This is a genomic window from Streptomyces sp. NBC_01622 (assembly GCF_045209635.1).
Classification (GTDB): Bacteria; Actinomycetota; Actinomycetes; order Streptomycetales; family Streptomycetaceae; genus Streptomyces.
Genome location: NZ_CP109293.1, coordinates 5,137,546 through 5,155,589 on the forward strand (window position 1 = coordinate 5,137,546; position 18,044 = coordinate 5,155,589).

Annotated in this window: 18 protein-coding genes and 1 riboswitch; of the genes, 7 read left to right on the forward strand and 11 right to left on the reverse strand. The window is 69.6% G+C overall.

Annotated features, from left to right (window positions below; translation table 11 throughout):
* The first annotated feature begins 21 nt into the window (after window positions 1–21).
* The 3 genes from OH768_RS23145 (at window position 22) to OH768_RS23155 (ending at window position 2,366) form a co-directional block, all read left to right on the forward strand.
* A complete protein-coding gene (locus OH768_RS23145; protein WP_359606793.1) occupies window positions 22–588 on the forward strand; it encodes a hypothetical protein in 567 nt (188 codons plus the stop codon).
* Window positions 585–977 carry a hypothetical protein gene (locus OH768_RS23150; protein WP_400975730.1) on the forward strand — a complete coding sequence of 131 codons (393 nt, stop codon included), beginning with the start codon at window positions 585–587 and terminating at the stop codon, window positions 975–977. Before OH768_RS23145 ends, OH768_RS23150 begins: the two co-directional genes overlap by 4 nt.
* Before the next feature lie 69 nt (window positions 978–1,046).
* Window positions 1,047–2,366 carry an IS630 family transposase gene (locus OH768_RS23155; protein WP_406456499.1) on the forward strand — a complete coding sequence of 440 codons (1,320 nt, stop codon included), beginning with the start codon at window positions 1,047–1,049 and terminating at the stop codon, window positions 2,364–2,366.
* Window positions 2,367–2,551: 185 nt separating this feature from the next.
* On the opposite strand, the gene OH768_RS23160 is transcribed toward OH768_RS23155, so the two are convergent.
* On the reverse strand, window positions 2,552–2,884 hold the full coding sequence (locus OH768_RS23160; protein ID WP_406456501.1) for an ArsR/SmtB family transcription factor: 333 nt from the start codon (window positions 2,882–2,884) through the stop codon (window positions 2,552–2,554).
* Window positions 2,885–2,967: 83 nt separating this feature from the next.
* Between OH768_RS23160 and OH768_RS23165 the strand changes: the two genes are divergently transcribed.
* A complete protein-coding gene (locus OH768_RS23165) occupies window positions 2,968–4,041 on the forward strand; it encodes a GDSL-type esterase/lipase family protein (RefSeq protein ID WP_406456503.1) in 1,074 nt (357 codons plus the stop codon).
* 73 nt (window positions 4,042–4,114) lie between these two features.
* On the opposite strand, the gene OH768_RS23170 is transcribed toward OH768_RS23165, so the two are convergent.
* The gene (locus OH768_RS23170; protein WP_406456505.1) at window positions 4,115–5,032 is read right to left on the reverse strand and encodes a metallophosphoesterase; all 918 of its coding nucleotides are present in this window, start codon (window positions 5,030–5,032) and stop codon (window positions 4,115–4,117) included.
* Window positions 5,033–5,080: 48 nt separating this feature from the next.
* Entirely contained in the window at window positions 5,081–5,686 is a 606-nt protein-coding gene (locus tag OH768_RS23175) for a GNAT family N-acetyltransferase (protein ID WP_406456507.1), read from the reverse strand.
* Between the two features lie 77 nt (window positions 5,687–5,763).
* On the opposite strand from OH768_RS23175, the gene OH768_RS23180 reads away from it, so the two are divergent.
* Window positions 5,764–6,150 (forward strand): hypothetical protein, encoded by a 387-nt coding sequence (locus tag OH768_RS23180; RefSeq protein ID WP_406456509.1) that lies wholly within the window; start codon window positions 5,764–5,766, stop codon window positions 6,148–6,150.
* 208 nt (window positions 6,151–6,358) lie between these two features.
* Here the strand turns inward: OH768_RS23180 and OH768_RS23185 are convergent, their stop codons facing one another.
* The 5 genes from OH768_RS23185 to thrC all read right to left on the reverse strand — a co-directional run bounded on the left by OH768_RS23185 (window position 6,359) and on the right by thrC (window position 12,065).
* Window positions 6,359–7,489 (reverse strand): NADH:flavin oxidoreductase, encoded by a 1,131-nt coding sequence (locus OH768_RS23185; protein ID WP_406456511.1) that lies wholly within the window; start codon window positions 7,487–7,489, stop codon window positions 6,359–6,361.
* 208 nt (window positions 7,490–7,697) lie between these two features.
* Window positions 7,698–9,326 carry a chaperonin GroEL gene (gene groL / locus OH768_RS23190; protein WP_033281228.1) on the reverse strand — a complete coding sequence of 543 codons (1,629 nt, stop codon included), beginning with the start codon at window positions 9,324–9,326 and terminating at the stop codon, window positions 7,698–7,700.
* 410 nt (window positions 9,327–9,736) lie between these two features.
* Window positions 9,737–9,943 carry a cold-shock protein gene (locus OH768_RS23195; RefSeq protein WP_007493268.1) on the reverse strand — a complete coding sequence of 69 codons (207 nt, stop codon included), beginning with the start codon at window positions 9,941–9,943 and terminating at the stop codon, window positions 9,737–9,739.
* Between the two features lie 431 nt (window positions 9,944–10,374).
* On the reverse strand, window positions 10,375–10,650 hold the full coding sequence (locus tag OH768_RS23200; protein ID WP_328682262.1) for a MoaD/ThiS family protein: 276 nt from the start codon (window positions 10,648–10,650) through the stop codon (window positions 10,375–10,377).
* 83 nt (window positions 10,651–10,733) lie between these two features.
* On the reverse strand, window positions 10,734–12,065 hold the full coding sequence (gene thrC, locus OH768_RS23205) for a threonine synthase (RefSeq protein WP_406456514.1): 1,332 nt from the start codon (window positions 12,063–12,065) through the stop codon (window positions 10,734–10,736).
* Window positions 12,066–12,082: 17 nt separating this feature from the next.
* Window positions 12,083–12,239: riboswitch (SAM riboswitch) on the reverse strand.
* 182 nt (window positions 12,240–12,421) lie between these two features.
* Here thrC and OH768_RS23210 point away from each other — a divergent pair.
* Together OH768_RS23210 and OH768_RS23215 are read left to right on the forward strand one after the other, a co-directional pair.
* Entirely contained in the window at window positions 12,422–13,366 is a 945-nt protein-coding gene (locus OH768_RS23210; protein ID WP_093628329.1) for a glucosyl-3-phosphoglycerate synthase, read from the forward strand.
* A gap of 96 nt (window positions 13,367–13,462) precedes the next feature.
* A complete protein-coding gene (locus OH768_RS23215) occupies window positions 13,463–14,944 on the forward strand; it encodes a trehalose-6-phosphate synthase (protein WP_406456516.1) in 1,482 nt (493 codons plus the stop codon).
* A 586-nt stretch (window positions 14,945–15,530) separates the two neighbouring features.
* Here the strand turns inward: OH768_RS23215 and otsB are convergent.
* The 3 genes from otsB to OH768_RS23230 form a co-directional block, all read right to left on the reverse strand.
* A complete protein-coding gene (gene otsB, locus OH768_RS23220) occupies window positions 15,531–16,403 on the reverse strand; it encodes a trehalose-phosphatase (RefSeq protein WP_406456518.1) in 873 nt (290 codons plus the stop codon).
* 62 nt (window positions 16,404–16,465) lie between these two features.
* On the reverse strand, window positions 16,466–16,717 hold the full coding sequence (locus OH768_RS23225) for a DUF3263 domain-containing protein (protein ID WP_381243906.1): 252 nt from the start codon (window positions 16,715–16,717) through the stop codon (window positions 16,466–16,468).
* Window positions 16,718–16,760: 43 nt separating this feature from the next.
* Window positions 16,761–17,996, reverse strand: coding sequence for an extracellular solute-binding protein (locus tag OH768_RS23230; RefSeq protein ID WP_406456521.1), 1,236 nt, complete (start codon window positions 17,994–17,996; stop codon window positions 16,761–16,763).
* Window positions 17,997–18,044 lie beyond the last annotated feature (48 nt).

The window sequence follows — 18,044 nt, forward strand, 5'->3', positions numbered from 1 at the left end:
CCGACTATCGTCGACAGGACCATGAACCACGCCCAGCAGACCGCCCTAGGTCGCGCCCTCCGTCTCCTCGGCGAGCACGGTGAGGCGCTGACGTCCGACACCCCCGACGCCCGGCTGCACGAGGTCAAGGCGGATCTCAAGCGCGCCCTGGACCTGCTGGACGACACCGTCAGCGGCGGCGCGCCGACCACCCGCTGCCCGGAACACCCCAACGGCCCGGTCGACGCCGACGCCCCCGACCTGTGCCTGCTCTGCGAGACCCGGCGCCGCGCGGCCCGCCGCTCCGAGATCAACGGCCCCGGAGCGCCCCGGCCCACCGACACCACACCGTCCCGCTACGGCGTGCGCGAGGACCGCCCGCAGGCGCAGCAGCGCTGGCTGCCCGAGCTGTGGAACGGCCAGGCCTGGCAGCTGTGCGGCACCCCGCGCCGCGACCGGCACGAGGCCGAGCTGTATCTCGCGGCCCAGCGCCGGGGTTCGCGGCCCGCGATGGCGTACCGGCTGGTGCACGAGTTCACGGACTACGAGGTGCTGCGGGTGTGGGGTACGCCGGTGCACGTGGACATCGAGCCGCTGGGGAACCTTTGAGCACATTCAAGGGGTTGAACTGGTGGCAGCGGGTGGTGCTCGTCGCGTGTCTGTGCGCGCTCGCGCTGCCGTTGTGGTTCGCCGCGAGGAACGTCCACCGGTTCGTCGACGGCGACCGGACGATCACCGAGGGGTACGTCCACTGCGAGTCGAACGACCGCTGCACGGGCACCTGGCGGCTGCCCGACGGACACCAAGGGCGGGGAAAGATAGCGGGGTTGGCCTTCGAGTACGACGAGGAACAGGTGACGGGCATCCCGCTCTACGCCGGCCGGGACTGGGCCGTGACCGAACGCTCCGACCTGGCGTACCACGCGGCCTACGAGTTCGCCGGTGCCGCGATCGGCGCGGCGCTGATCGTCTCGGTCGCCTGGTTCAAGTCCCGCTAGTGTGATGCGCCAGAAATCCTGAAGGTTAGTTACTACCCTGTTGGCATGTCGCATCCGGGGCCTTCTGCTGTGGATATCACGTTGTCCGAGGCCGAGCGTGCTGAGTTGGTGCGCCGGACGGAATTGCCGCACCGGCGCTCGGCCGAGAAGGCCCGCATCATCCTGGCGTGTGCTGACGGCACGTCAAACGCGGCTGTGGCGCGGATCGTTGGTGTTCAGGCCAAGACGGTGGGCAAGTGGCGGCGGGCTTTCGCCGCGGAGCGGGTGGCCGGCCTTGAGGACGCCGGCTGGATCGGCCGGCCGAAGGCCGACCTGGTCCTGGACGATGCTGAGCGCAGGCAGTTGACGCAGTGGGCGCGGCAGGCGAAGACCGCCCAGTTCCTCGCGTTACGGGCCAAGATCGTGCTGCGCTGCGCGGAGGGCGGGACGAACCAGCAGGCCGCAGCCGACCTCGGCATCGACAGGTCGACCGTGGACCGCTGGCGGGCCCGGTTCATCGCGAAACGCCTCGACGGCCTGCACGACGAGCCCCGCTCGGGCCGCCCGCCCTCGATCCTCCTCGACCAGGTCGAGGAGGTCGTCGTGGCCACCCTGGAGTCGGTCCCGGGCCAGGACACGCACTGGTCACGGGCCTCGATGGCCCAGCGCACCGGCCTGTCGAAATCGACCATCGGCCGGATCTGGAAGAAGTTCGACCTCAAGCCCCACCTGCAGGACTCCTTCAAACTGTCCACCGACCCGCAGTTCGTCGCCAAGGTCGTCGACGTCGTCGGCCTGTACCACCACCCGCCAGAGAAAGCGGTCGTGCTCTGCGTGGACGAGAAGAGCCAGATCCAGGCACTGGACAGGTCCCAGCCAGTCCTGCCGATGATGCCGGGCATGCCCGAACGCCGGACCCACGACTATCTGCGGCACGGCATCACCAGCCTGTTCGCCGCCTTCAACATCGCTGACGGCACCGTCATATCGGCACTGCACCGCCGCCACCGTGCGATCGAGTTCAAGAAGTTCCTGGTCCGGATCGACAAGGCAGTACCCGCCGGCCTCGACGTCCACCTCGTCTGCGACAACTACGCCACCCACAACACCGCCGAGATCAGGATGTGGCTGGGCAGACACCCCCGCTTCCACGTCCACTTCACCCCCACCGGCTCCTCCTGGATGAACCAGGTGGAGCGGTGGTTCGGTCTGCTGACCGACAAGCTCATCCGCCGCGGCGTCCACACCTCCGTGAAGGCACTGGAGGACGACATCACCGCATGGATCGACACCTGGAACAAGAACCCGCGGCCCTTCACCTGGACCAAGACCGCCGACGAAATCCTCAACTCCCTCGCCGACTACCTCACCAAAGTCGGAACCGACAGCCAGAAGACAGAGCAGAACTAACCTTCAGGATTTCTGGCGCATCACACTAGTGCTGTGACCCGGAAGGTTTGCCGGGTCGGTCAGGCGGCGGCGGTGAGTGAGCGTCCGCCCGCAGCGCCCCCTCTCCCTTGCAGCCCCTCTCGCCTGCGGGCGCGCTCGCTGCGTTGAGCTGCGAGGGCGTCGGGGTGGCGGGCGTTGGCGCAGCGCTATCGAACGAGGTCGGGGCGAGTGCCGAGCACGGCGGCCAGCAGGCCGGGGAAACAGGCGTCGAGATCCTCGGTCCGCAGGCTGACGATCCGGTGCGCGCCCTGCACGCGTTCGCGCAGCACGCCTGCCTGCCGCAGCACGCGCTGGTGGTGCGAGAAGGTCGGCTGGCTGATCGTCAGACCCGCGGCGTGATGGAGATCCACGCAGGGCGACTCGCCGAGCCTGGCGAGAGTGCGGACGATGCTGACGCGCGCCGGGTCGGCGAGCGCGGCCAGCACCTTGACCAGCCGGAGGTCCTGCGCGGCGGGGTGGCGGTCGGCGGTTGCCATCATGCGCTCAGGATATCGACAGTCACCGATCGCATCGACTATCGTCAAAGACATTGATGGATGTCGATTAATTGGGGGATGTCCTCGTGACCTGGACCACCGCCTACCTCGCCGCACTCGCGGATCCGGCCGGAACACCGCCGTTCATGCCGCAGCCGCGCACGTTCGCGACGGCGGAGACCGTGCGGCAGCGTGTCCGCGTCCTGCGCGGGGGCACCACGCTGCGACTGGTGCTCAGCAACGAGTTCGGCCGCACGCCACTGGTCTTCGACACGGTCACGATCGCGGACGCCGACCTGCCGGTGACCTGCGAGGGCCGGACATCCTGGGAGGTCCCGCCCGGAGGGACCGCGACCAGCGATCCGGTCCTGCTGATGTTCGACGCCGGGCACGAGCTGACGGTCGACTTCACACTCGGCGACAACGCCGAGGCCGGTGCCTACCTGCACTCCGCACAGCGGACCGGCGAGGTGCTCGGCTCCGGCGAGCGCTTCACATCGCTCTACTGGATCACCCGGGTCCTGACAAACGCCCCCGCGAACGGGCCGGTCATCGTCGCCTTCGGCGACTCGATCACGCGCGGCGACGGCACCTCGGCCGATCTCGACCAGCGCTACCCCGACCACCTCCAGCGGAGGATCGGCTCAGTCGGAACCGTTCTCAACGCTGGAATCGGTGGCAACCGCCTCCTGGGCCCACTGTTCGGCCCCACCCTCCCCGACCGCTTCTCCCGCGACGTGCTGGGCACCCGGGAGGCCACCCACCTGTTGCTCCTGGCCGGCCTCAACGACGTCGGCCTCGGCGCCACGGCCGCGCAGATCACCGACGCACTGTTCGCACTGGCCCGCCGCGCGGACGAGCACCGCATCCGCCCGATCATCGGCACCCTGACGCCGATGATGGGCAGCGTCTACGAGACCTTCCGCGCGGCGGGCGCCGAGACGACGAGGGCCGCCGTGAACGAGGCGCTTCGCGCCCAGTCCGACTGGCCTCTGGTCGACTTCGCGTCCGAGGTGTCCGATCCGCGGGATGCTTCCCGACTCGCCCCCGTCTTCGACTCCGGCGACGGCGTCCACCCGAGCGACTCCGGCGCGGCGGCGCTCGCGGCGGCGGTGGACCTGAAGCTTTTCAAAGGCACGGGAGTTACGGCGACCTGCTAGGGCCTGTCCGGCGGATCAGGTCGCAGGAAAGTGACAGTGGGTAACGCACCGAACCGGTGCTGCCCCGGCGAACCTACGCGGTCACAGCACCATCCGCGCCACCGTTCTCCCGCTCCCGCTCCCGTTCGATGACCGACCGGGTCTGTTCCGCGTCCAGTTGGTACACCGTCTCGTGCGCCCGTGGATCGCGCGCGTGGAGGGTGTGGAACATCGGCCCGGTGTCACCGCCAAGTTCCACCCGCGAGGCCGAGGCGCCGCGCACCGCCCGCTCGGTGCCGTACGCGGTCGTCAGGTCGATCCGGTTGACGACACCCGGCGTGACCCACACCGGCGTCGCCTCCAGGAAGCCGAAGAGCTGGAGGTGGAAGTGCCCGGTGAGGACGACCCGTACGTCACTCCCCCGGATCGCGTCCGCCAGCTCCCCGGGATTCCGCAGCCCGAAGGCCTGTTGGGTCGGTACGTCGAGGGCGATCGGCGGGTGGTGGAAGGCGAGGACGGTGCCGTTCCCGAACGGCGTGCTCAACTCCTCCTTCAGCCAGTCCAGTTGGGCCGCGCTCAGCCGCCCGTACACCTTCCCCGGCACCAGGGAGTCGAGCGTGATGAACCGGTATCCGCCCACGTCACTCACGGCCGCGCACGCGAACTCCACGGGAAACACAGCCGATACGACCCGATCCGTGCCGTCCGCCGCCAGGTGCCCGCTCCCCAACACCTTCCCGAACGCCTCGCGTTCGTCGTGGTTCCCGGTCGTGTAGAAGACCGGCACCCCGCCCATCCTCCGCGCGAACCCGCCCACCAGCTCCCGTACGGCCGAATACGCCTCCACCGCCCCGTCGTTGGCGAGGTCCCCGGTGACGACGATCGCGTCCACCCCGCGCTGGTGCCGCAGTTCGGCGAGCATCAGCCGTAGCGAGTCGGTCGCGTCGACACCGTGCCGGTTGGGGGCGTCGGTGCGCTCCAGGTGGGTGTCGGACAGGTGGAGAATCTTCATGTTCCGGCACGCTAGCCCGAGTCGGGACCCCTCACCAATAGCCACGGCTCAACGGGTGGCCGGACGCCACATGGTCGTAACGACCTGGCCACCTGAGGTGACGATCTCGTCCCGGGCCTCGAAACCGACGCTCTCGTACCGCCTGTTGTTGACCGGGTTGGTCGACTCCAGATACACGGGAGCGCCAAGCTCGCCGAGCGCGTCGATCCGGGCGAGCCCGTCGGCCACCAGCCCCATGCCCAGCCCCTTGCCCCGGTGGTCGGCATGCGTGCCCAGGATGGTCAGGTAGAAGAACGGCTGGGCAGGATGCGCCGCCTCGAACTGCTCCCCAACAACCATGATCGCGCGAGCGGTCTCCGCATCCGTCACCGCGGCCAGCCGCCCCTCCAGCCCACCGGCCTCCTCCTCGGTCAACTCGACCCCACCCGGCGGAATGAAGATCGCCGCAGCCTCGACGCCCGGCGTCACCAGCGTCCACGGATACCGCAGCGCGGAGCCGGCATAGACCCGCCACATCACGGCCGCCTGCCCGGCCCGCCGCCGCTCGTCCGGGAACGCGGGCCCCCAGACCGGGTCATGGAGAAAAGCACTGGTGAAGGTGGCGACGACGGCATCGAGATCGGCGACCGTGGCCACCCGGCTGACGGAAGTCATACGATCACCGTACGCACGCCCACGGAGCTTCGTGCACGAGGGGACGACGGCCGGAGCGGCAGGGCGGAGAAGACATCATGGGGTTCACGAGAGACCCGGACACCGGTGCCATGTGGGCCGTACTGCTGGTGGCGGCGGGTCTGCCCGCGCTGCTGTACGCGGGCATCGCCCGGTTCACCGGACACGGGCGCAAAGGGGGCGCGGTCTGGCGCCCGTTGCACGACCGGCTCAACATGGTCTGCGCCCTGCTCGCCGTCGTCGGCCACGCGGGCGCCTCGGTCGTGATCGAGGGCTGGGGGGACGTGTTCGGGTTCACCCCGAGCGCGGCCATGAGCGGCAGCTTCTCCAGCGCCCTCGCCTACGCCGTCGGCGGCGACCAAGAGGGCCGTGCCCTCCGCCCCATGCTCCTGCTGCTGGCGCCGTACGCACTAGCCCTCGGGTTCTTCGCCCGCATCGCGGGCTGACCGCCCGGGATAACCCACCCCGGCCGGCACCATTTCGACACAGGCTCACAAAATCAGCCCGTCCGGCGTTTGAGGACGAGGCCGTTCAGGCCGAAGCGGGGGTCTGGGGGCGCAGCCCCCAGGGACGGGACGGGCAGGGGCGGCGGGGGCGAGAAACCCTCCGGCGCACCCCCACCGGCCGCACAACAAAAGCCCAACTCAGCCCAGCTCAGCTCAGCGAGCGCAGCGCCGCCGCGTCGTAAGGCGCCAGCTCCTCCACCCGGCCGGCCAGGACCTTCGCCGCCCACTCCGGATCCTGAAGCAGCGCCCGCCCCACCGCGACCATGTCGAACTCGTCGCGCTCCAGGCTGTCGAGGAGATCGTCGATGCCCTTGACCGGGGCGCCCTCGCCGCGGAAACCCTTGAGGAAGTCCCCGTCGAGGCCGACCGAGCCGACGGTGATGGTCTGCTTGCCGGTGAGCTTCTTCGTCCAGCCCGCGAGGTTGAGGTCGGACCCGGTCTCCTCGAACTCGGGGAGCCAGTAACGGCGGGTGGAGGCGTGGAAGACGTCGACGCCGGCCGCGGCGATCGGCGCGAGGATCGCCTCCAGCTCCTCCGGGGTCTCGGCGAGCCGGGCACCGTAGACGTCCTGCTTCCACTGCGAGTAGCGGAAGATGATCGGGAATTCGGGGGACACGGTCTCGCGGACCGCGGCCACGATCTCCGCCGCGAACTTGGTACGGGCGACCGGGTCGCCGCCGTAGGCGTCCGTACGGCGGTTGGTGCCCGCGTACAGGAACTGGTCCAGAAGGTAGCCGTGGGCGCCGTGCAGTTCGACGCCGTCGAAGCCGATGCGCTCGGCGGCGGCAGCGGCCTCGGCGAAGGCGCGGATGACGTCGTCCAGGTCCCGCTGCGTCATGGCCGTACCGGTGACCTCGTCACTGCCGATGCGCAGCCCGGACGGGCCGACCGCGGGGGCGTCGGCGTAGGGCGGCTGGCCCTGCTCGCGGACCATGCCGATGTGCCACAGCTGCGGCACGATCGTGCCGCCCGCCGCGTGCACGCCCTCGGCGACCTTCGCCCAGCCCGCGAGCTGCTCCGCGCCGTGGAAGCGCGGGACGCGGTCGCTCTGCCCGGCCGACTCGTGACCGACGTACGTCCCCTCGGTGACGATGAGACCGACGCCCGCGGCGGCCCGGCGGGAGTAGTACCCGACCACGTCCTCACCGGGAATGCCGCCCGGCGAGAACTGCCGGGTCATCGGCGCCATGACGATCCGGTTGGGGACGGTCAGGCCGTTGAGGGTGATCGGACGGGCGAGGACTTCGGCCGCTCGGGAGGCGGGGGCGGTCGTAGACACGTGTGGGGGCTCCTCGGGACTACCAGGTACCGGACGGTATGTGCGTATGCATCGATCATGCGTCAACAACAACCTCCGGGCCAAGCCCGTCATTCCGACCGTCCCACCCCTCGGCCTGTGATCCCGGACACGCCCGAGGGCGGTACCCCCCGCCAGAAGCAGGAAGTACCGCCCTCGGTAAGACCGTTGATCAACCGGAAGGGGTCGATCAGAAGTCCATGTCACCGCCCGGCATGCCGCCACCGGCGCCCGCGCCGGCACCGGCCTTCTCCGGCTTGTCGGCGATGACGGCCTCGGTGGTGAGGAAGAGCGCGGCGATGGACGCGGCGTTCTGCAGGGCAGAGCGCGTGACCTTCGCCGGGTCGATGATGCCCTCGGCGATCATGTCCACGTACTCACCGGACGCGGCGTTGAGGCCGTGACCGATGGGCAGGTTGCGGACCTTCTCGACGACGACTCCGCCTTCGAGACCACCGTTGACGGCGATCTGCTTCAGCGGGGCCTCGAGGGCCAGCTTCACGATCGCCGCACCGGTGGCCTCGTCACCTTCGAGCTCGAGCTTCTCGAAGACGTGGCCCGCCTGGATGAGCGCGACGCCGCCACCGGCGACGATGCCCTCCTCGACGGCCGCCTTCGCGTTGCGAACGGCGTCCTCGATACGGTGCTTGCGCTCCTTGAGCTCGACCTCGGTGGCCGCGCCCGCCTTGATGACGGCGACGCCGCCGGCGAGCTTGGCGAGGCGCTCCTGGAGCTTCTCGCGGTCGTAGTCCGAGTCGCTGTTCTCGATCTCGGCGCGGATCTGGTTGACCCGGCCGGCGACCTGGTCGGCGGAGCCGGAGCCGTCGACGATGGTGGTCTCGTCCTTGGTGATGACGACCTTGCGGGCGCGGCCGAGGAGGTCCACGGTCGCGTTCTCCAGCTTGAGGCCGACCTCCTCGGAGATGACCTCGCCGCCCGTGAGGATGGCGATGTCGCCGAGCATGGCCTTGCGGCGGTCGCCGAAGCCCGGGGCCTTGACGGCGACGGACTTGAAGGTGCCGCGGATCTTGTTGACGACCAGCGTGGACAGGGCCTCGCCCTCGACGTCCTCGGCGATGATCAGCAGCGGCTTGCCCGACTGCATGACCTTCTCCAGGAGCGGGAGCAGGTCCTTGACGTTGGCGATCTTCGAGTTGGCGATCAGGATGTACGGGTCGTCGAGGACGGCCTCCATACGCTCCATGTCGGTGGCGAAGTACGCCGAGATGTAGCCCTTGTCGAAGCGCATGCCCTCGGTGAGCTCGAGCTCGAGCCCGAAGGTCTGCGACTCCTCGACGGTGATGACGCCTTCCTTGCCGACCTTGTCCATCGCCTCGGCGATGAGCTCGCCGATCTGGGTGTCGGCGGCGGAGATGGAGGCCGTAGAAGCGATCTGCTCCTTGGTCTCCACGTCCTTGGCCTGCTCAAGGAGGGCACCGGAGACGGCCTCGACGGCCTTCTCGATACCGCGCTTGAGGGCCATCGGGTTGGCGCCGGCGGCTACGTTGCGCAGACCCTCCTTGACGAGGGCCTGGGCGAGGACGGTCGCGGTGGTCGTACCGTCACCGGCGACGTCGTCCGTCTTCTTGGCGACTTCCTTGACCAGCTCGGCGCCGATCTTCTCGTACGGGTCCTCGAGCTCGATCTCCTTGGCGATGGAAACACCATCGTTGGTGATCGTGGGGGCGCCCCACTTCTTCTCGAGGACGACGTTGCGGCCCTTGGGGCCGAGGGTGACCTTGACGGCGTCGGCGAGCTGGTTCATCCCGCGCTCGAGACCGCGCCGTGCCTCCTCGTCGAACGCGATGATCTTGGCCATGTGAAGTGGTCCTCCCGGACTGGGGTGGATTGCTCCGGACCGCGCTGGCGCCCGCGACGGACGGCCTGCCTGCCCCGTGGTTCCTTGCACCACCTGGCCTGCGGGCCTCACCGACCCGGTCCTTCGTTATCACTCTCACCTTCAGAGTGCTAACGCCAATGATTAGCACTCGGCATGCCCGAGTGCAAGGTGCGCCCGCGAAGCGGGCTCGTTGAGGGGTGGTGGTCGGGCGACGGGTGGGCGCAAGCGGCTGCCAGGTTCTGACCTCCCTGGCACGGGCCCGGCACCGGCCCGGACGCGTCCCGACTCCGGGCATGCCGAAGGGCCCGTACCCCAGGAGGTGACCCCCCAGGAGTACGAGCCCTTCGGTGAAGAACGAAGAACGTCGCTGCTGTTCGTCGGCGCGTGCTTCAGCCGGTCGCGAGCCGGACCATGTCCGCCTGCGGCCCCTTCTGACCCTGCGAGATCTCGAAATCGACCCGCTGACCCTCTTCCAGGGTGCGGTAGCCGTCCATCTGAATCGCGCTGTAGTGGACGAAAACATCCGCACCACCGTCGACCGCGATGAAGCCGTACCCCTTCTCCGCGTTGAACCATTTGACGGTGCCCTGAGCCATGCCTAACTCCCCTATTACTGGCCCTTGCACGGATCCGCACTTCGCGGATCCGGGTCAGACCTCACCCCCCACAGGATTGGGGGCGTGCGCCGGAACGCGTCGACCGCGGCCGAATGTATCCGTCCAACTGCCGTCTGCAACAGGTCAATCCGACGAGAATTCCGGGCAGGACCGGTCGGGAATTTACGGAGAATTCGTCCGACTTCAGGGCAAGTCGGGCCCGATAAAGGCAATATAAGGCGCAAAAGACCTGCACACTTTGGCTACTTCTCATCGCACGCGGAGCCGGTACTCATATGCGTTCGGCATGCGGAGTGGAGCGCGTTCCCCAACTGTACCCCGCTCAACCATAGAGAATTGCCCCCTCCGCTTCTCTCACGGAGGGGGCAATTCGATGAACTCTTGGTAATCGACGTTACCTAGGGTAACGATCAGCCGCCGGCGACGGCCGGAATGATCGAGACGCCGGCCCCGTCCGGGGTGGCCGTCTCCAGCCCCTGCTCGAAGCGGACGTCGTCGTCGTTGACGTAGACGTTGACGAACCGGCGCAGCTTCCCCTGGTCGTCGAGGACGCGGGCGGAGATCCCGGTGTGGTTCTTCTCCAGGTCCGAGATGACCTCGGCGAGGGTCGCACCTTCGGCGGTTACTTCGGCCTGCCCGCCGGTGTAGGTGCGCAGGATGGTGGGGATGCGGACACTAACGCTCACGATGAAACCTCCGGTCAGCTTCTTTTTAGGGGCGCGGGGCACTGCGCGACCAGCCCCCACCGGCCCGCAGACGAACAACGACGCTAGGACGCGAGCCCAGCTTCCCTGAAGGACTCAAGACTCGGGCGGATCGTCGCGGTGAGCCCGGTACCGGCAACCGCGTCCAGCGTCTTCAGACCGTCCCCGGTGTTCAGCACGACAGTCGTCAGCGTCGGGTCCAGCAATCCGTTGTCGATCAGCTTCTTCGCCACGCCCACGGTCACCCCGCCCGCCGTCTCCGCGAAGATCCCCTCGGTCCGGGCCAGCAGCTTGATCGCGTCGACGACCTGCTCGTCGTTGACGTCCTCCACCGCTCCGCCCGTACGCCGGGCGATGTCCAGCACGTACGGCCCGTCCGCCGGGTTCCCGATGGCGAGGGACTTCGCGATGGTGTTCGGCTTCTGCGGGCGTACGACGTCGTGCCCGGCCTTGTAGGCGACGGACACCGGCGAGCAGCCCTCCGCCTGGGCGCCGAAGATCTTGTACGGCTTGTCCTCGACGAGCCCGAGCTTGATCAGCTCCTGCAGACCCTTGTCGATCTTCGTGAGCTGGGAGCCCGAGGCGATCGGCACGACCAGCTGGTCGGGAAGCTTCCACCCGAGCTGCTCGCAGATCTCGTACGCCAGGGTCTTGGAGCCCTCCGCGTAGTACGGCCGCAGGTTGACGTTGACGAAGCCCCAGCCCTCGCCGGCCGGGTCGCCGATCAGCTCGGAGCAGAAGCGGTTCACGTCGTCGTAGTTGCCCTCGATGCCGACGAGCTCGCCGCCGTAGATCGCGGCCATGACGATCTTGCCCTCTTCCAGGTCGTGCGGGATGAACACGCAGGAGCGGAAGCCGGCCCGGGCGGCGGCGGCACCGACCGCGCCGGCGAGGTTGCCGGTGGAGGAGCAGGAGAGGGTGGTGAAGTCGAACGCGCGGGCGGCCTCGATGGCCTGGGCGACGACGCGGTCCTTGAAGGAGTGCGTCGGGTTGCCGGAGTCGTCCTTGACGAACAACTTGCCCGCGTCGACGCCCAGTTCGCGGGCGAGGTTGTCGGCCTGGACGAGCTTGGTCCAGCCGGGGTTGATGTTCGGCTTGGTCGCCACGTCGGCGGGGACGGGCAGCAGGGGCGCGTAACGCCAGATGTTCGCGGGGCCCGCTTCGATCTGCTTGCGGAGCTCTTCGGTGTCGTAGGCCGAGAAGTCGTAGGCGATCTCCAGCGGGCCGAAACACTCCTCGCAGGCGAAGACCGGGCCGAGCGGGACGCGGTGGCCGCACTCGCGGCAGGACAGCGCGGCGGCGGGGCCGAGATCAACGGTGCTCGTGGGGTTCGGATCCGCGGCGGTCGTGTCCGTCTTCGCGGAGTTCGTGGTGCTTGCAACAGTCTGCGCAGCCATGGAGGCGAGGCCCTTTCTCCTCATCTTCCTCACGACGCATCTCGCCGTGAGACGGATTTGGCACCTTCCCGAGCCGGGAGCCTCACCACGTCAGCGTGTACCTGCGTGACAAGACCGGCTGGAGGGTTGCCGGGGCTTCATCGGGCCGTATCCCTCTGCCCCTCTGGATGAGCGGTGTTCAGTTGTGTATGCGATTGTCCCGCCGACGGCCCCCGACATGCGATGGTCATCAGCGTTGTTCAAGACTGTAACCGAAGGCCAGGACAGTTGAGTGAGCCGTCCGAACCGCGAGATGGATCACAGACTCACTGTCTGTGACCAGCCCTCGCCGAGAGAACGCAGAGGAGCCGCGCAACGTGCTGAAGGAAGTCGAGCACTGGCTGAGCACCCGCTCCTGGTCCCTGACCGATCGGCCGCTCCACAAGATTCTGGCCGCGAAGCACCGCACGGGCCAGTCGGTCTCCGTCGTGCTGCCCGCACTGAACGAGGAAGCGACGGTCGGTGACATCGTCGCGATCATCCGTCACGACCTCATGCAGCAGGTCCCGCTCGTCGACGAGATAGTCGTCGTCGACTCCGGGTCCACCGACCGCACCTCCGAGGTGGCCGCCGCGGCGGGCGCCCGGGTCGTGCACCGGGACGACATCCTGCCCCGCATCCCCGCCGTGCCCGGCAAGGGCGAGGTGCTGTGGCGCTCGCTGCTGGTCACCAGCGGCGACATCGTCTGCTTCATCGACGCGGACCTGAAGGAGTTCTCCTCCGACTTCGTCACCGGGATCGTGGGCCCGCTGCTCACCGACCCCGGCGTCGACCTCGTCAAGGCGATGTACGACCGCCCGCTGGGCGGCGCGGCCGGCCAGGGCGGACGCGTCACCGAGCTGATGGCCCGCCCGCTGCTGAACATGCACTGGCCTCAACTGGCCGGATTCGTGCAGCCGTTGGGCGGCGAGTACGCTGCCCGCCGCTCGCTGCTGGAACAGCTCCCGTTCCCCGTCGGCTACGGCGTCGAGCTGGGCATGCTCGTCGACGCGCTGCACCTGGTGGGCCTGGACGCCCTCGCCCAGGTCGACGTGGGCGTGCGCAAGCACCGGCACCAGGACGGGCAGGCGCTGGGCCGCATGGCCGCGCAGATCTACCGCACGGCACAGCTGAGGCTGGCCCGCGGGCATCTCATCCGGCCGTCCCTCACCCAGTTCGAGCGGGGACCGGAGGGTTTCGAGCCGCGCACGTACTCCGTGGACACGGAGGAACGGCCGCCGATGGCCGACATCACCGAGTACCAGTCGCGCAAGGTGGCGTAGCCGGCGCGGGGGCGGACGGCCGTATACGGACCCGTCCGGTCCGTTGTGACCCGTCCCTACGTTTGAGTGTTTCCGGGCCGGGCTAGGTTGTGCCGTATGGCTTCTACGTCGTCCACGTCGTCCGCGTCCGGTGCAGCTCAGGTGCTCGTCGCGTCCAATCGCGGTCCGGTCTCGTACGAGGTGGGCGACGACGGTTCGCTGCGCGCCCGGCGCGGCGGCGGCGGGCTGGTGTCCGGGCTGTCGGCGATCGGGCCGGACGCGGGGGCGCTGTGGGTGTGCTCGGCGCTGTCCGACGGCGACCGGGAGGCGGTCCGGCGGGGCGTCGGCGAGGACGGAGTGCGGATGCTCGCCATTCCGGCCGACGTGCACGCCGACGCGTACAACGGGATCGCCAACTCCGTGCTGTGGTTCGTCCACCACATGCTGTACCAGACCCCGCTGGAGCCGGTCTTCGACGCGGAGTTCCGGCGCCAGTGGGCGTCGTACGAGACGTACAACCGGGCGTTCGCCGAGGCGCTGGCGGAGGAGGCGGCCGAGGGCGCGGCGGTGCTGGTGCAGGACTACCACCTGTGTCTGGTGCCCGGGATGCTCCGTGAGCTCCGTCCCGACCTGCGGATCGGGCACTTCTCGCACACGCCGTGGGCGCCGGTGGAGTACTTCGCGATGCTTCCGGACGACATCCAGGTGCGGCTGATGGAGGGCCTGCTCGGGGCGGACCGGGTCGCGTTCCTGACCTGGCGGTGGGCTACGGCGTTCGAGAACTGCGTGCAGGGGCTCGACCCGTACAGGTGGCTCCCCCAGTGGCCGTCGGGTGCGCCGCGTTCGATCGAGCACCTGGAGAAGGAGCGCATCACCCGCAGGACGCTCATCGGTGTCCACGGGCTCGGCGCCGACGCCGAGTTCCTGCACGCGCGCTCGCACCAGGCGGACGTCGAGGAGCGGATGGCCGCGCTGCGCGAGGAGATCGGCGAGGGCCGCAGAACCATCGTCCGGGTGGACCGGACCGAGCTGTCGAAGAACATCGTGCGCGGGCTGCTGGCGTACCGGCAGCTGCTCGACGACCACCCCGAGTGGCGGGAGCGGGTCGTGCACGTGGCCTTCGCCTACCCGTCCCGGCAGGACCTCGCCGTGTACCGGGACTACACGGCCGAGGTGCAACGGGTCGCGGACGAGATCAACTCCCTTTACGGGACGCCCGGTTGGACCCCGGTCGTCCTCCACGTCAAGGACGACTTCGCCCGCTCGCTGGCCGCGTACCGGCTCGCCGACGTGGCCCTCGTCAACCCCATCCGCGACGGCATGAACCTCGTCGCCAAGGAGGTCCCGGTCGTCTCCGACGAGGGCTGCGCGCTGGTCCTCTCCCGCGAGGCGGGCGCCTTCCAGGAACTGGGCAAGGACGCGATCGCCGTCAACCCGTACGACGTGATCGGCACGGCCAACGCCCTCCACGAGGCGCTCATCATGCCCGCCGAGGAACGCGCCGAGCGGACAAAGAGGCTGGCCGCGGCGGCGACGGCGCTGCCGCCGGCCCAGTGGTTCCTGGACCAGCTGAACGCACTGCGGGATCAGGCGAGTTGAGCGGCCGCCGCCGACAGCGAGGCTACGGTCCCGCCGGGCAGCGTCCGCCGCGTCGCTACGGTGGGCCCGGCCCCCTCCACCGACATCGGCCCCGATCAGCGCAGTTGATCACGACGCACGGGCGGCGGAGCGTCGAGGCCGTCGGCCGGGGACACCCGGGCCGCCGCGACAACCCGGCCCAGCGCCCGCCAACACCCGCGCACGATCAGCGAAGTTGAGCATCGAGCCCCGAAGCGCCGACAGCGGGGCTACGGTCCCGCCGGGCGGCGTCCGCCGCGTCGTTGCGGTTGGCCCGGCTCGTCGCCGCCGACGCGGGCCGCAGGGCCGGACGCCCTGCCCGACCTCCTCCGCCAACACCCGCCCCGATCAGCCCAGTTGATCACGACGCACGGGCGGCGGAGCGTCGAGGCCGTCGGCCGGGGACACCCGGGGCGCCGCGACAACCTGGCCCAGCCGCCACCAACACCCCGGCGCGATCAGCCCAGTTGAGCGGCGGGCACCGACAGCGGGCCTACGGCTCCGTCGGCCGACGACCGCCATCTCGCGCCGACGCCCCGGCCCAGCCCCCGCCAACACCCCCGCGTGATCAGCCGAGTTGAGCCGCCAGCGCCGACAGCAGCGCCACGACCCCCGCCGCGCCGTCCACCACCAGGTCCGCGCGTTCGCGTAGTTCTGTCACCTCGTCGTTGCCGCTGCACACGAGGAGGCCGGGGAGGCCGTCGGAGCGGAGCTTTTCGACGGCGGCGAAGGCGGGGAGGTCGCCGAGGTCGTCGCCGGCGTAGAGGACGGACTCGGCGCCCGTCTCGCGGAGGTAGTCGGCGAGTGCGACGCCCTTGTCCATGCCGGGTGGGCGCAACTCCAGGACCAGGCGGCCGGGTTCGACGATCAGGCCGTGGCGGGTGGCGAGGTCGGTAAGGGGGGCGCGGAGGGCCTCGAAGGCGGCCTGGGGGTCGGTGGCGCGGCGGGTGTGGACGGCGACGGCACGGCCCTTCTCCTCGATCCAGGTGCCCTGCCAGGCGCCGATCCGGTCGAGGAAGCCCGGGAGTTCGGCGCGGACGGCCGCGACGCCCGGGTGCGGGGCGGGGGCGCTGACCGTACTGCTCACCGCGTCCCAGCGTTCCGTGCCGTAGTGGCCGAGGACTACCAGGTGTTCCAGACCCCGGACGCCCGCGAAGCCGCCGTTGCGCACCGCCACGCCCGCCGGCCGGCCGGTGATCACGGCGACGGAGGCGACCTTCGGGGCGAGGGCGGCCAGCGCGGGCACCGCGCCCGGGTGCGCACGGGCCTGCTCGGGGTCCGCGACGATCGGTGCGAGCGTGCCGTCGAAGTCGAGCCCGATCACCGCGGCGGAGGGGCGCGCGAGGATCGCTTCCAGGCCCTCACGCCCGGCGCCGGTGCGAGGGGTCGGCAGTACGTCCGGGGGATGGACGGGATCGGTGGGGTGCTTAGGGCTGCCCATACAGGGACCCTATCCGGGCGGAGCCGACCGCACCCCTCGCCCACCACCGCTCGGCCGGACCCTCACCGCTCCGAACGCCGCGTCTCACGGACCCGTCTCAGCCTGTTCACCGTCACCGGGTCGTGGGCGAGCGCCCGCTCGTCGTCCAGCAGGGCGTTGAGCAGCTGGTAGTAGCGCACGGGGGCCAGGCCCAGCTCCTCGCGTATCGCGCGCTCCTTCGCGCCGGGGCCCGGGAAGCCGCGGCGCTCCAGCGCGAGGATGTCCTGTTCCCTCCGGTGCAGCGGGGGAAGCCGCGAGGGCCGGTCCTTGTCCATGCCCTGCACCGTAACCCCCGCCACTGACAGCGGCCCCGGTCTCCTACTTGCCGCTCTCCGCCAGCGTCGCCGCCGCCTGCAGCTGCCCCAGCACCGCGCCCGGGCTGCCGTTCGCGGCGACCGCCTGCCCTATGCGCTTCTTGATGCCGGCGCTGACCGTGGCCCAGGAGGTGTTGCCGACCGGGTAGAGCGTGGAGAGGGGAAGCTCCTCCAGGAAGGGCCGGAGGGCCTGGTCCTCCTTCGCGCTCTCCATCACCTTCGACGCGGAGTTGGTCACCGGCAGCAGGTCGTACTCGCGGGAGAAGGCGAGGACGTTCTTCTCGCTGTAGACGTAGTCGAGGAAGTCGCCGATCTGGTCGCGGTGGCCGTTCTGCTTGAAGGCGGTCATCCAGTCGGCGACACCCATCGTGGTCTTGGCCTTGCCGGTGCGTCCCGGCATCGCGACCGTGCCGAACTTGACGCCCTTCCTGGCCGCCTGCTGGATGAGCGTCGGGTGGCCGTTGAGCATGCCTACGTCGCCGTTGGCGAAGGCGGCGAACGCGTCCGCGCGGTTCAGCTCGGCGGGTGCGACGGGACCGGTCAGCCCCTTGCCGACGAGGTTGTCGCGCAGCCAGGTGAAGGTGGAGATGTTCTCCGCGGAGTCCAGGGTGTAGGTGCTGCCGAGGTCGTCGGTGTAGCCGCCGCCCCCGCCCAGCAGCCACTGCATGGTCTCGGCCTGCGCCTCCTCGGAGCCGAGCGGCAGCGCGAACGGGTACTTCACGCCCCGCTCCTTGAGCGCCTCAGCGTCAGCGGCCAGCTCACTCCAGTCCTTGGGCGGGGTCAGACCGGCCCGGACGAAGAGGGTCTTGTTGTAGAAGAGGACGCGCGTAGACGCGGCGAAGGGCATGCCGTACTGGACGTGGTTCACCTGCCCCGCGTCCGCGAGCGGCTCCAGGAAGTCGGCCTCCACGGGGATGGAGAGCAGGTCGGCGGTGGAGTACAGCCTGCCCTCGTCGGCGTAGTCGGCGTACGCGCCGATCTGCGCCATGTCCGGAGCCTTCCCCGCGTCGACCATGGCCCTGACCTTGGCGTCGACCTCGTTCCACGAGTACACGCCGACGTCGACCTTCACACCGGGGTGCTCGGCCTCGTACGCCTTGACGAGCGCGTCCCAGTACTTCCGCGAACTGTTGGACGCCGAGTCGCCGTAGTCGGCGGCGACGAGTCTCAGGGTGACATCACCGGAGTCACCGCCGAGGCCGCAGCCGCCGAGGACCGCCGTCATGCCCAGTACGGACATCGCCGCGATCATTCCTGTCCTGCGCCGCTGCACTACCGACTCCCAAAC